The sequence below is a fragment of the Aeromonas veronii genome (genome assembly GCA_041319085.1).
Taxonomy (GTDB): Bacteria; Pseudomonadota; Gammaproteobacteria; order Enterobacterales; family Aeromonadaceae; genus Aeromonas; species Aeromonas veronii_F.
The window spans coordinates 1,790,502-1,803,894 of sequence record CP101033.1 but is presented as its reverse complement, the minus strand read 5'-3'; the positions used below and the strand labels follow the sequence as shown (position 1 = coordinate 1,803,894).

The 13,393-nt window shown below is 61.7% G+C and carries 13 protein-coding genes; 3 read left to right on the top strand and 10 right to left on the bottom strand.

From position 1 onward, the window contains the following. Positions 1–23: 23 nt before the first annotated feature. The 10 genes from NMD14_08660 to pspA form a co-directional block, all read right to left on the bottom strand. The gene (locus NMD14_08660; protein XEI34435.1) at positions 24–851 is read right to left on the bottom strand and encodes an ABC transporter permease; all 828 of its coding nucleotides are present in this window, start codon (positions 849–851) and stop codon (positions 24–26) included. Positions 852–989: 138 nt separating this feature from the next. Beyond that, the gene (locus NMD14_08655) at positions 990–1,958 is read right to left on the bottom strand and encodes an ABC transporter permease (GenBank protein ID XEI34434.1); all 969 of its coding nucleotides are present in this window, start codon (positions 1,956–1,958) and stop codon (positions 990–992) included. Then, positions 1,955–2,968: an ABC transporter ATP-binding protein gene (locus tag NMD14_08650; protein XEI34433.1), complete on the bottom strand. Its 1,014-nt coding sequence runs from the start codon at positions 2,966–2,968 to the stop codon at positions 1,955–1,957. Before NMD14_08650 ends, NMD14_08655 begins: the two co-directional genes overlap by 4 nt. A 69-nt stretch (positions 2,969–3,037) precedes the next feature. Then, positions 3,038–4,183: an ABC transporter substrate-binding protein gene (locus NMD14_08645; protein XEI34432.1), complete on the bottom strand. Its 1,146-nt coding sequence runs from the start codon at positions 4,181–4,183 to the stop codon at positions 3,038–3,040. A 197-nt stretch (positions 4,184–4,380) separates the two neighbouring features. Beyond that, positions 4,381–5,304, bottom strand: a complete 924-nt coding sequence (locus NMD14_08640; protein XEI34431.1) for a LysR family transcriptional regulator — start codon at positions 5,302–5,304, stop codon at positions 4,381–4,383. A gap of 191 nt (positions 5,305–5,495) precedes the next feature. Further along, positions 5,496–6,527 carry a YcjF family protein gene (locus NMD14_08635; protein ID XEI34430.1) on the bottom strand — a complete coding sequence of 344 codons (1,032 nt, stop codon included), beginning with the start codon at positions 6,525–6,527 and terminating at the stop codon, positions 5,496–5,498. Between the two features lie 67 nt (positions 6,528–6,594). After that, complete coding sequence (locus NMD14_08630; protein ID XEI34429.1) at positions 6,595–8,001, bottom strand: YcjX family protein; 1,407 nt, start codon at positions 7,999–8,001, stop codon at positions 6,595–6,597. Positions 8,002–8,146: 145 nt separating this feature from the next. Then, entirely contained in the window at positions 8,147–8,551 is a 405-nt protein-coding gene (gene pspC / locus NMD14_08625) for an envelope stress response membrane protein PspC (protein ID XEI34428.1), read from the bottom strand. Continuing rightward, positions 8,548–8,784: an envelope stress response membrane protein PspB gene (gene pspB / locus NMD14_08620; protein ID XEI34427.1), complete on the bottom strand. Its 237-nt coding sequence runs from the start codon at positions 8,782–8,784 to the stop codon at positions 8,548–8,550. The genes pspC and pspB overlap by 4 nt, the downstream gene beginning before the upstream one ends. A gap of 3 nt (positions 8,785–8,787) precedes the next feature. Further along, entirely contained in the window at positions 8,788–9,474 is a 687-nt protein-coding gene (pspA, locus tag NMD14_08615) for a phage shock protein PspA (protein XEI34426.1), read from the bottom strand. A 196-nt stretch (positions 9,475–9,670) separates the two neighbouring features. On the opposite strand from pspA, the gene pspF reads away from it, so the two are divergent. The 3 genes from pspF (at position 9,671) to NMD14_08600 (ending at position 13,365) form a co-directional block, all read left to right on the top strand. Continuing rightward, complete coding sequence (gene pspF / locus NMD14_08610; GenBank protein ID XEI34425.1) at positions 9,671–10,699, top strand: phage shock protein operon transcriptional activator; 1,029 nt, start codon at positions 9,671–9,673, stop codon at positions 10,697–10,699. 108 nt (positions 10,700–10,807) lie between these two features. Continuing rightward, positions 10,808–12,403 carry a peptide ABC transporter substrate-binding protein SapA gene (gene sapA / locus NMD14_08605; protein XEI34735.1) on the top strand — a complete coding sequence of 532 codons (1,596 nt, stop codon included), beginning with the start codon at positions 10,808–10,810 and terminating at the stop codon, positions 12,401–12,403. 2 nt (positions 12,404–12,405) lie between these two features. Beyond that, positions 12,406–13,365, top strand: coding sequence for an ABC transporter permease subunit (locus tag NMD14_08600; protein XEI34424.1), 960 nt, complete (start codon positions 12,406–12,408; stop codon positions 13,363–13,365). The last annotated feature ends 28 nt before the right edge of the window (positions 13,366–13,393 follow it).

Genomic DNA, 13,393 nt, shown 5'->3' with positions numbered 1-13,393 from the left:
ATCCTTGCGCACGCGTTGAGTCATCATTTGCCACTGCCAGCGACATCGTGGGTGTCGCGAGTAAGGTAGTAGGCAAGCAAAATGGGGATAGTGGTGAAGGCCACTATGATGAGGGCCACCACGTTGGTGACCGGCCTGTCTCGGGGACGGATCAGCTCCTGATACATCCAGATGGGCAGCGTGGTCTGCTGGCCCGCCGTGAAGGTGGTGACGATCACTTCGTCAAAACTCAGGGCAAAGGCCAGCATGCCCCCCGCCAGCAGCGCCGTGGCCAGATTGGGCAGGATCACGTAGCGCAGGGTCTGGAAGCCATCGGCACCGAGATCCATCGACGCCTCGATGAGGCTCTGGTTGGTGCGGCGAAAACGGGCCAGCGCATTGTTGTAGACCACCACCACACAGAAGGTGGCGTGGCCGATAACGATGGTCCAGAAGCTGAACGGGATCTCCATCAAGCCGTAGGCCGAGCGCAGCGCGATACCGGTGACGATACCGGGCAGCGCGATGGGCAGCACCAACAAGAGCGACACCACCTCCTGACCGAAGAAACGGCTGCGGGCAATGGCCCCTGCCGCCAAGGTGCCGAGGATCATGGCCGCCAGCGTCGCCAGCCCCGCTACCTCCAGCGACAACTGGATGGCACGCCACACATCGGGGCGATTGAGGGTCACCTCGAACCACTTGAGGGTGAGTCCGGGGGGCGGAAACTGGTAACTCTTGCTCTCGCTGGTGAAGGCGTAGAGGAAGATAAACAGAATGGGAAAGTGCAGGAACAAGAGTCCGCCGATGGCGGCGTACTTGAGCAGGCCCGAAGGGCGCTCTCCCTGACTGATCACTGAGCTAGCTGACATGACGACCTCCTTGCTGCCGGTTCAAAGCGATAGGGTCAAAGCGCATCAAAAGCCCCCTGCCCTTTGACGGTCGTCGAGGGGATAGCCATGATCAGGCAGGGCACCCGAGGAGACATATGGATGAGTGCAATATGGGCATCAAAGCGCATCAAAGGCTCCTAACCGTTTCGCAATCGCCAGATAGATGGCGATGATAAGGATCGGCACCAGCGAGAAGGCGGCGGCGAAGGGCAGATTGCCCGCCGTTCCCTGCTGCATGTAGACCACCTGACCGATATACATGGTCGAGTTGCCGATGATGCCGGGGATGATGTAATCACCTAGGGTCAGCGAGAAGGTGAAAATGGATCCCGCCACCACACCGGGCAACGCCAGCGGCAGGATCAGGTTGCGAAAGGTCTGGGCGGGGGTCGCCCCCAGATCGCTGCTCGCCTCCAGCAAGGAGCGCGGAATACGCTCCACCGCCGCCTGAATGGGCAGGATCATGAAGGGCAGCCAGACATAGACGAACACGATAAAGGTGCCGAGCCGCGAGAAGGAGAGCGACGGGCCACCGATGACCGGCAGCGAGAGGATGGCATCGAGCAGCCACTCCAGCCCCATGCTGTCGGCCAGCCAGCTCACCACCCCCTCCTTGGCCAAAATCAGCTTCCAGGCATAGACCCGCACCAGATAGCTGGACCAGAGCGGCAGCATGATCCCCACATAGAACAGCGCCCGGGTCTTGCCACTGGTGTAGCGCGCCATGTAGTAGGCAACGGGAAAACCGAGCAGGGCGCAGGCCAGGGTCACCAGCAGCGACATGCCGACGGTGCGGCCGATCACATCCAGATTCTCCGGCCGCAGCAGGGCAACGAAATTTTGTAGCCCCAGCTCGTGGCGCACCTGACCGCTGAACTCGTCCAGCCCGAACAGGGAGTTGGAGAGCAGCATCAGCAAGGAGCCGACATAGATGATGCCGAGCCACAGCAGCGGCGGCCCCAACAGGATCGCCAGCAACAGGCCGGGTCGGCCATAGAGCAGGGTCGAGAGGCGCCGCAGCGGCCTGAAACGGGCAGGTTCGGGCTGATGGTTCATGGCAAGACTCGCACTGTGAGGGGCACTCATGGCTGCGCCCCATGATGGGCGGCGGCCAAACGATGTATCGCCTGCTCCGGCCAGCTGAGGCTGACCTGGGTACCACGGCTCAGGCGGGCCTGACCCTCATTGGGGTGGTTGACGATGATCTCGAGCTGCTCCCCGAGATCAACCCGATAACGGACAAAGGGACCCAGATACTCCACCTCGCGGATCTCCCCCGACCAGCCCGGGGTTCCCGCCTCACTGAGCCGGATCCGCTCCGGGCGCACCATCATCTGGCTGCCGTCGCCGCACAGCCGTCTTGCCTGATCCCCTTCGAACAGATTGACAGTGCCGACGAAGCGGGCCACAAACGGCGTCGCCGGGGCATCGTAGATGGTATCGGGGGCGGCGATCTGCTCGATCTTGCCCTGACTGAAGATGCAGATCCGGTCGCTCATGGAGAGCGCCTCCTGCTGATCGTGAGTAACGAAGATAAAGGTGATGCCCAGCTGACGTTGCAGCGCCTTGAGCTCAAGCTGCATCTGCTCGCGCAACTTGAGATCGAGGGCCCCCAGCGGCTCATCCAGCAGCAGGATGCGCGGCTGGTTGATGAGGGCCCGGGCGATGGCGATGCGCTGGCGCTGACCACCGGAGAGCTGGCTTGGGCGGCGCTTGCCGACCCCGGGCAGTCGCACCAGCTCCAGCATCTCGTCCACCTTGCGGTAACGCTGTGCCTTGGCGACGCCCTTGAGCATCAGGCCATAGCCGATGTTGTCGCGCACATCCATGTTGGGAAACAGGGCATAGTCCTGAAACACGGTGTTGAGGTTGCGATCATAGGGCGGCACGGTGGAGCAGGGTTCGCCAAACAGGCGGATCTCGCCTTCGCTCGGATACTCGAAGCCCGCGATCATCCGCAGGCAAGTGGTCTTGCCGGAACCGCTCGGCCCCAGCAGGGTAAAGAACTCCCCGGAGGGGATCTGGAAAGAGATGTCATCGACCGCCTTCACCTCGCCATAGTGGCGGCTGACCCGGTCAAATTGTACGGCGTTCATGGGGCGTCCTTGTCTGTACTGGGATGGGCCGGACTCCTGTCCGGCCCGCCAGATGTGGTCTTCGTAGCCTTAGCGGCCGCCCAGAATGGCGATATAGTCGGAGACCCAGCGGTAATAGGGCACACAGGTTCCCTGGCTCTTGCACTGGGAGACCGGAGTGCGCCAGAAGCGAACCCGATCGAAGTTGTCGATACCGTTAGTTTTGCACCCGGTCGGGCCCAGCAGGGCATTGCCCTCACAGGCGGCAGGCACCACAGGCACCGAGCCAAACCAGGCGGCGAGATCCCCCTGCAACTTGTTGTTCAGGGAGTGCTCCAGCCACTTGTAAGCACAGGTGAGGTTCTTGGCATCGCTATGCACCATGCTGGTATCGGCCCAACCGGTGACGCCCTCCTTGGGCACAGTGGTGGCGATGGGCTGCTTGTCGGCAATCAGGGTATTGGCCTGGAACGGCCAGGAGCCGGAGGCTACCACCCCTTCATTCTTGAAGTCATCGATTTGAACGAAGGCATCATGCCAGTAGCGTCCCACCAGCTGGCGCTGCTTGCGCAGCAGATCGAGGGAGGCCTTGTACTGATCCTCGTTCAGCTCGTAAGGATCCTTGATACCAAGGGCGGGCTGATGGGTCATCAGATAGAGAGCCGCGTCTGCAATATGGATCGGGCCGTCAAAGGCCTGTACCCGCCCCTTGTTGGACTTGCCATCCGCCAGGGTCTGCTCCTCGAACACCACGTTCCAGGAGTCCGGCGCCTTGGGGAACACCTTGGTGTTGTACATCAGGATATTGCCGCCCCACTGGTAGGGCACGCCGTAGTGTTTGCCGTCCACCGTGTGCCAGGGAGCATTTTGCAGCCGGGGATCAATCTTGCTGTAACTAGGAATGAGCGCCAGATTGAGCGCCTGCACCTTGCCACCGGCAATCAGACGCAGACTGGCATCGCCGGAGGCGGTTACCAGATCGAAGCCCCCCTCGTTCATCAGCGCCACCATCTCGTCCGAGGTGGCCGCCGTCTTGACGCTCACCTTGCAGCCGGTCTCTTTCTCGAAGCCGGTCACCCAGTCGTAGTTCTTGTCGGTCTCGCCACGTTCGACGTAGCCAGCCCAGGCCACGATATTGAGCTGGCCTTCACCCTTGCCGAGCTCGGTCGGGGCAGCCTGGGTCTGGCCTGCCAGCAGCGCCGGGACAAGAGCCAGCATCAGAGGGGTCAATTTCATCATGCACTCCTTGCATTGTGTTGACTTGCATCAGGTGAGGGAACGCCGCCAAGGGCGTTAACATCCTGTTAACCAGCAATGAGCTTAGGGGAGTGGCAATACGATGAATATTTCAATTTTTGGTGGCTTAGGTATCAGCTAAATCGATATCGAGTGCAGATGAATCTTAATTCTAGTGGCAACCCCGCAAGAGATGGCTAACGAGGGAGCGTCTGACGGGTCCGCAACCGACTCTGATCCCGCGCGATATCGATAAATTCCCGCGCCGTCCAATCCAGCCGTGAACCACGGCGCCACACCAGCCCGATATCGATGGCGGGAATGGGCTCCTTGATGGTGCGCGCCTCGACCCGCTCCTGCTCCAGCGACCAGGGGCGATAGGCAAAATCGGGCAACAGAGCAACCCCGAGCTGGCTGGCGACCAGGCTGCGCACTGCTTCCACCGAGGCGGTACGCAACACGATGCGCGGCGCGATGCCGTAGCGGCGCAGGCCGCCACCGATGATCTGATCGAGCTGATCGGCGGTCAGCGAGATCATCGGCTCCTCCCCCAGCGCCGTCAGGGAGAGGGTCGACTCGGCGCAGAGCGGGTGGTTGGCGGCCAGCCAGAGCCGCAGCGGCGAGCGGGTCAGCAACTCGGTATCAAATGCCTCTTGCCGGATGGTGCGGTTGGTCATCAGGATCCCCACATCCACCTCGCCGTTGACTATCTGGTGCTCAAGGAAGGGCTGTTCATCCTCCTTCACCTCGATCTGTACCGCCGGAAAGGCGCGGCGAAAGCGGCCAAGCGCCTCTGAGAGGTAGTAACCCGCCACCAATGTGGTCACACCGATGGTGAGCCGCCCCTGATCCTGCTGGGCCACCGCTTTGAGGGAGTGGCTCGCCTCGGTCATGGCGCCGAGAATGCGCCGGGCGTGGAGCAAAAACTGGTGCCCCTGAGTGGTGAGGGTGACGCCGCGCGGATTGCGCTCAAACAGCGGGGCGCCCAGCTCGGTCTCCAGCTCGCGAATGGCGCTGGTGACCGCCGACTGGGAGATATGCAGCTCGGCGGCGGCGCGACTCACTGAAAAGCTGTCGGCCACAGCGACAAAATAACGGATCTGGCGGAAGGTAAAGTTCATCGGGCATCCTTGCCGATTAGTACGATTGGTGTGATTGATACGATTGACTGCCAGCTTAACCGTAAACGGGCGCCTGGCCAAAGGACGCTTTATATGCCAAGTCAATGATCTGCCAATTAAAACCATGCCCCTGCGGCTTGGCAAACACGACAGGGGCATGGGTCATCGCAGCAAGGTGTCGCCAGTGGCGCTCAGGATTTGTTGAGATACCCCGCCAGCTGGCCGATCAGCCGCTTGCGCAGCTCGCCGAGTTTCGGCTTTTCGTCCGCACACCAGGGCAGCGGGCGGCACGCCTCTATGGTGCGCAGGCCAAGGCGAGCGGTGAGCAGCCCGGCTCCCACCCCCTGTGCGGCGCGGGCAGAGAGCTTGGCGGCAAACTCGGCACCCAGCAGATCCATCCCCACCTCGGTCACCAGCTCGGTGGCGCCGGCGTAGAGCATGTTGCGAAACACCTGACGGATGAGACTAATGCGGCTCCAGTAGCCGAGCTCGATGGCGTAGACATCGGCGATATCCTCGATCATCCGCAGGTTGCGCCACAACATCAGCATCATGTCGACAGTGGCGAGCGGGCTCAGGGCCACCAGCACCGCGGCCTCCCCCGACCATTTGGCCACCCGCGCCTGCGCCAGCTTGTCGCGCTCGCCGAGTACCAGCTGACTGTAGAGGGTCAGCACCTCCCGATCGCTGTGGCTCTCGTCGAGCTGGGCCAGCCAGGTTTGATACCCCTCGCGCCCCTTGTCGCCACTTTTGGCTGCCAACCCTTCGCAAAAGGCCTGCCCTTGGCCGACTCCCTGATGGGCCAGCAGATCCTCGGCCCGCGAGCGCACATCCTGACGCCGCTTGAGGGTGCGCAGCCGCAGCCACTCGCGCCCCACCACGCTGGCAGTCCCCGCCGCCACCAGCGCCGAGGCCGCCAGCCAGGCGCTGCCCCAGAGCGGGGTGGTGAGAAATTGCTCGTAAAGGAAGGCGCCATATTGGCCCAACGAGAGCAGACCGACTGCCCCCAGCCCCCAAGCCAGCAGCCGATGGCGGCGGCGCGGTTTGATGACGAGGGCACTCTCCACCTCGGTGAACTCGTCCAGCTCGTCGAGGCGCTCGAAACTCGCCTCCTCCAGCCGCTGGGCCGGCGCAGGCGGGCGTTCGTCACTGGCCACCGTCAAGGTCGGCTCCAGCAGAACCTTGCCCTGCAGCGGCGGCCGCTCTTTTATCTGATCGTTCATCGCCTTGTTCTCCTGAAAACAGTTTCCTGTGTGCGGCCTTCGGCTCAGGAGCCAAGGCCGCACACCGTTATTCGAGGTGATCCCCGAGCAGAAACTCCAGCGCCGCATCGAGCCGGATATGGGGCAACGCCTGATGGGCGCTCATGGGCATGGGGCGAAACGCCTGAAAATCAAAGCCCTGACTGTTCCACCACTGCGCAGGCGGAATATGGGGCGGCACCTCCCCCGGGAACAGCAGCAGCGATTCACCGCTCAGGCTGGTACCACGGATGGCGGGGAACTCGCGGCCATTGGCCACCCCCTTGCCCACCTCAGTCGCCTTGATGGCGGCGAGCGCCAGACACTCGGTGGTGATCCCCTCAAAACGGGCCTGACCACGGCCGCTGCGCACCAGATGCTGAAGCAGTGAGACCATGGGCCCATGCTGTTCGGGGGTGACGTGATCAGCCTTGCTCGCCACAAACAGCAACTTGTCGATACGGGGCGAGAAGAGCCGCCGCCACCAGTTGCTCTTGCCGTAGGCAAAGCTCTCCATGATGCGGGCGATGGCCTGCTGCATGTCGCCAAAGCTGGCCGCCCCGGCGTTGAGAGGCTGAAGGCAGTCCACCAGCACGATCTGGCGATCAAAGCCGGCAAAGTGTTGCTCATAAAAGCCCTGCACCAGATGCTGCTTGTACTGCTCGAAGCGCTGCCTGAGGGTGGCGTAGAGGGTACCATCGGCAGGCTCACAGGCGGGCATCTCCCACACCCAGGGGACAAATTGCAGCATGGGGGCACCGGCATACTCTCCCGGCAAGACGAAGCGGCCGGGCTGGATCAGGTGCAATCCCAGCTCTTGTTTGCAGGCGTGCAGATAGGTGGTGTAGCGCTCGGCAAGTTCAGCCACCGGCCGTTCTTCGAAGCGCTGATCGGCCTGCCACCCGGGTGTCAGCCAGCTGGCGGCGAGTGCTTGCAACTCGGGGCGACGCAGTTGCTCGCGCACCTGTTCACTCCACTGCTCGTAGCTCATCTCAAGGAGCGGCAAGTCGAGCAGCCACTCCCCGGGATAGTCCACCAGATCCACGTAGAGGGTGGAGATCTCCCCCAGATGCTTGCGCAGGGGGTGACGGGTGCGATAGCGAATTTCGAGACGCACCTCGGCCACGCCGCGGGTGGGCTCGGGCCAGGCCGGTGGATCGCCAAACAGAGAGTCGAGGCCACGCTCGTAGGCAAAGGTGGGAATGTGGGCATTGAGCTGCGGCACCCGGCGGGCACCGAGGATGCGCCCCTGACGCAGGGCATCCCACAACGGCAAACGGCCGTCGATGGCCGCATGTTCCAGCTGGTTGACCAGCGCGGTGATAAAGGCGGTTTTGCCGCTGCGAGAGAGGCCGGTCACCGCCAGCCGGATATGGCGATCCCGCACCCGGTTCACCACGTCGTTCGCCTTGTGTTGCAGGCGAGTCAACTTCTGTTCCAGTTTATTGAGTATCAAGGCTTGACCCGTTCTCCCTTGGTAGTTGCATCTGGCGTGATCGGCCGTGCGAGAGGTCGACCGGTTATCCACATCTGGATAGTTGGTGTCGATGGTGGCGCATCACAAAAGGTTCCACCATCGACATTGAGTGCTTCGGCAGGAACTACAGCTTGCGAAATTCCCGCTGCAGGGTGAACTCCCTGGAGGTCACCAGCTTCTCGATGCGCTGAACTCTGGGCTCCAGCGCGTCAAGTTCCTGCGCGATACGGCCCAGCGCCTGATGAGGGGTGACACCTGCCTGCCAGCTGCGTGCCTTCATCCGCACCTCGGCAAAGTCGGCATCCTCTTGTGAATAGAGGGTGACCGGCTTTTTATCGAGCAAGAACCAGGCGGCGATATAGGCGGTGAAGGTGATGAAACCGGCGAAGATGAGACCACTGATGGCCAGCAGCCGCACGATCCAGGTCTCCACCCCGAAGTACTCTGCCAAACCGGCACAGATCCCGGCTATCTTGCCGCGCTGGGGATCGCGATAGAGGTTACGACCTTCACGACTGACGTTGCTCATACCTTGTTCCTCCAACCGGGTACTTCCGCATCCAGAATCGACTCCAGCGCCCCTACTCGCTCCTGCATCTTCTCGGCACGACCGAGTAGCCCTTGCAGCTGTTCCCGCTCGCTATCGGCAAGACCGGCGCCGATGCGCCCCTTGGCACGATAGTGCAGCACCAGCCAAATGGGAGCCACCACCACCATGAAGACCACCATGGGAACCATCAATACGCCCAGCAGATCTTCCATCTGTTACTCTCCCTGTTTGCCTTCGCTTTTGCTGTCGCCCTGGCCCAGCTTCTGGCGCATCGCTTCCAGCTCGCGGCTTATCTGATCGTCTACTTCCAGCTCGGCAAACTGCTGCGCCAGCGCCTTGTCAGACTGACCCAGATCGGCGCGCGCTTCCATTTCATCGATGCGGCGCTCGATGCGCTCGAACTTGCTCACCACCGCCTGGCTCTCGCCACGGGCTACCTGGCTCTGCACGTTGAGACGGCTGCTGGCCGCTTCGGTGCGAATGGCCATCGCCTTTTGACGGGCGCGGGCATCTTCCAGCTTGGCTTCGAGCTGGCGGATCTCTTCACCCAGCTTCTCGATGCCGCTGTCGACCGCCTGCTGCTCGCGGTAGAGGGTCTCTGACAACTCGGTCTGCTTCTTCTTCTCGATCAGGGCAGCGCGGGCCAGATCTTCACGCCCCTTGGTCAGGGCCAGCTCGGCCTTGCCTTGCCACTCATCGACCCGCTCCTGATGACGGGCCACCTGACGGCCAATCTCTTTCTGGCTGGCGAGGAAGCGGGCCAGATTGGAGCGCTCCTTGACCAGCTCGTCTTCCATCTCCTGGATGATCAGGCGCACCATCTTCTGGGGATCTTCTGCCTTGTCGAGCAGGGCCGTCAGGTTGGAATTGATGATGTCGGCCAGACGGGAAAAAATACTCATGATTGCACTCCTGTTATTGGCATGGCGTTGTTTCTCCATTGACAATGGCAACTTGTGTGCCAATCTGGAACAAAATTTAACTTGTTGATTTATATGGGGCGGAATGGCCGAATTACAAGATGCCTCGCGCAAGTGATGATTAAAATCACCAACATTTGGTAAGATTGACCAGCTTTTACAACTGACAGGGATCACTATGACCACGGCCACGGAAAGCCTGCTGGGGGAATCCAACGCATTTCTCGAGATCATTGAGCAGGCCTCACGGCTCGCCCCGCTGCGCAAACCCGTGCTGATCATCGGTGAGCGGGGGACGGGCAAGGAGCTGATCGCCCACCGCCTACATTATCTCTCGGCGCGCTGGGATCAAAGCTTTGTCACCATCAACTGCGCCACCCTGAGCGAGAGCCTGCTGGAGACCGAGCTTTTCGGTCACGAAGCGGGATCGTTTACCGGCGCGGCCAAGCGCCACCAAGGCCGCTTCGAGCGGGCCGATGGCGGCACCTTGTTCCTTGACGAGCTGGCCACCACCAGCGCCCGGGTGCAGGAGAAGTTGCTGCGGGTCATCGAGTATGGCGAGTTCGAGCGGGTGGGCGGGGCCAAGCCCCTCAAGGTGGATGTGCGGCTGGTCTGCGCCACCAACGAAGATCTACCGGCACTAGCCGACAAGGGGCAGTTTCGCCACGATCTGCTCGACCGGCTCGCGTTTGATGTGATCACCCTCCCCCCCTTGCGGGAGCGGCGGGAAGATATCCTGATGCTGGCGGAGCACTTCGCCCACAGCATGACCCGGGAGCTGGGTTATCCGCTGTTTGCCGGTTTCTCGCGCAAGGCAACCCAGCTGCTGCTGGATTACCACTGGCCGGGCAACGTGCGGGAGCTGAAGAACGTGGTAGAGCGCAGCATCTATCGTCAGGGCAATCCCCAACTGCCGCTCTCGACCCTGGTGCTCAACCCGTTTGATTCCCCCTGGCGACCACAGGTCACGCAACCTGCGCAAGAGGCCCGAGGCGAGGTACAATCTGCATCCCCCCTCATCCTGCCGCTCGATCTCAAGCAGGCGGTGGCGGAATACGAGATTAATTTACTCAAGCAGGCGATGCTGCAATCCCAGTATAATCAGCGCAAAGCCGCTCAACTGCTGGCCTTAAGCTATCACCAGTTCCGAGGCATGCTACGCAAATATCAGCTGCAAGATGGCGATAACGATGCAGAACAAGAGTAAAGGAGAGCGGTTGATGCCGACGTCAGCAACACACCAGCCTTCGCGCTGGCACATTTGTATCAAAACGTGCGTACAAACACCCTATAAGAACATGGTTCAACAATGAGAATGCTCACACCCTTGCTGCTGGGTCTGCTGGTGCTGGTCACCGGCTGTCAGAAGCAACCCGAGGCCTCCAAAACCGGACTCATCTATTGTGCTGAGGGCTCCCCCCTCTCCTTCAATCCCCATGTTTCCAACTCAGGGGTGACGCTGGATGCCAGTGCCCGTCCGCTCTACGACCGCCTGCTGGAGGTGAACCCCAACACCCTGGCGCTGGAGCCGTCGCTCGCCACCCACTGGCAGATCAGCGAAGATGGCCTCACCTATACCCTGACCCTGCGCAAGGGGGTAACGTTTCACCATACCCCCTGGTTCAAGCCCACCCGCACCTTCAATGCCGATGACGTGGTCTTCACCTATGCCCGCCAGCTGGACGAGCAGCACCCCTATCACAATGTCTCCGGCGGCGATTACCCCTACTTCTACAGCCTGGGGCAAGACCTGCTGATCAAGCAGGTGAGCAAGAAGGGGCCGCAGACGGTGGTGTTCGAGCTGAACCAACCGAACGCCTCCTTCCTCGCCACCCTGGCCAGCGACTATGCGGTGATCCTCTCCGCCGAATACGCCGAACAGATGTTGCAGGCGGGCACGCCGGCCCTGCTGGATAGCCGTCCCATCGGCACCGGCCCGTTCAGCTTCAAGGAGTATCGCCACAACGAGTTCATCCGCTATCTGCGCCACCGCGGCTACTGGGGCGGCGATGCCAAGATTGAACAGCTGGTCTACGACATCACCCCCAAATCGTCCAAGCGGCTGGCCAAGCTGCTGACCGGCGAGTGCGACGTGATGAGCACCCCTTCCGCCAGCCAGCTCTCGGTGATCAAGCAAAATCCGGCGCTGAGCCTCTCGGTCCAGTCGGGGATGAACGTCGCCTTTTTGGCCCTCAATACCCGCAAGCCACCGTTCAACAACGTCAAAGTGCGTCAGGCCATTGCCAGCGCCATCAATATCGACAACCTGTTGCAGGCGGTCTATTTCGATACCGGTCTGCCCGCCAACAGCTTGCTGCCCCCCCTCTCTTGGGGGTACAACCCCAGCCTGCCCGAGCGCAAACCCGACCTGAAACGGGCGCGCCAGCTGCTCAAGGAGGCGGGACTGGAAAAAGGATTCGAGATGCAGGTGCTGGTACAACCGGACGCCCGCCCCTACAACCCGGATGCGGTCAAGACCGCCCAGCTGATCCGCAGTGATCTGGCCAAGGTCGGGATCAAGCTCAAGATCGTGCAACGGGAGTGGCCGGTGATCGAAGGTCGCCTCACCAAGGGGCAGTACGACAGCCTGCTCTCCGGCTGGATTGCCGACAACGCCGACCCGGACAACTTCTTCCGCCAGCTGCTGAGCTGCGCAGCAGTGGAGCGGGGCAACAACTACAGCCGCTGGTGTAGCCCGGCCTTCGATCAGCTGCTGGATGATGCGGTCACCACGCCCCAGCTCTCGTTCCGGCTGCGCAACTACTACTATGCCCAGACGCTGCTCAACGAACAGCTGCCGCTGATCCCGCTGGCACACGCCTTGCGTACCCAGGTCAGCCGCAGTGACATCGAGGGGCTGGCATTGATGCCCTTTGGCGGCACCTCCTTCAACCAGGCTCACAGGGAGTAAGCATGCTTTTATACACCTTGCGCCGCATCAACCTGCTGCTCATCACCCTGCTGGCGCTGACCTTTGTCGCCTATCTGCTGGAGTATCGGCTGAGCGGCCATCAGATCAGCTTCTGGAGCGGCTATCCCGATTTCCTGCGCCGCATTTTCGCAGGCGATCTGGGGCTCTCCAGCGTCTCCGGGCTGCCGGTACTGGACGAGATCCGCCACTATTTCCCGGCGACGCTGATCCTCTGTCTGGCGGCGTTTGCCATCTCGCTGCTGGTGGGCATTCCCCTCGGCACCCTGGCGGCGCTGTCACAGGGCAAGACACTGGATCTCTCCATCATGACCGCCGGTCTTATCGGCTATGCGGTGCCGGTATTCTGGCTGGCGCTGCTGGTGGTGATGCTCTTTTCGCTGGACCTTGGCTGGTTGCCGGCATCGGGTCAGATCAGCCTGCTCTACGACGTGCCGCCCATCACGGGTATCGCGGTGATCGATGTGCTGCTCAGCAACGAGCCCTGGCGGCAAGCGGCGCTGCACGATGCCCTGCGCCACCTGATCCTTCCGTCACTGGTGCTGGCGGTGGTGCCCACCACCGAGGTGATCCGCCATGTGCGCAGCTCCCTCATCGACGTGATGAAGCAGAACTACATCAAGGCGGCGGCGAGCCGGGGACTTTCCAAGGCGCAGATCGTCTGGCGCCATGGCCTGAAGAACGCTCTGCCGCCGGTACTGCCGCTGCTGGGTCTGCAACTGGGCAGCGTGCTCACCTCCGCCATGATCACCGAGGTGGTGTTCGAGTGGCACGGGATCGGCCGCTGGCTCATCAGCAGCATCGCCCTGCAGGATTACGCCGCCATTCGCGGCGCGACCCTGGTGGTGGCCAGTTTCGTGATCCTGACCAGCGTCAGCACCGAGTTGCTGACCACCCTTATCTATCCGGCACGGCGCAAAGAGTTGTATGCCAAACAAGATTGAACGCGCTCATGGCGTGACCAGGAGCCAG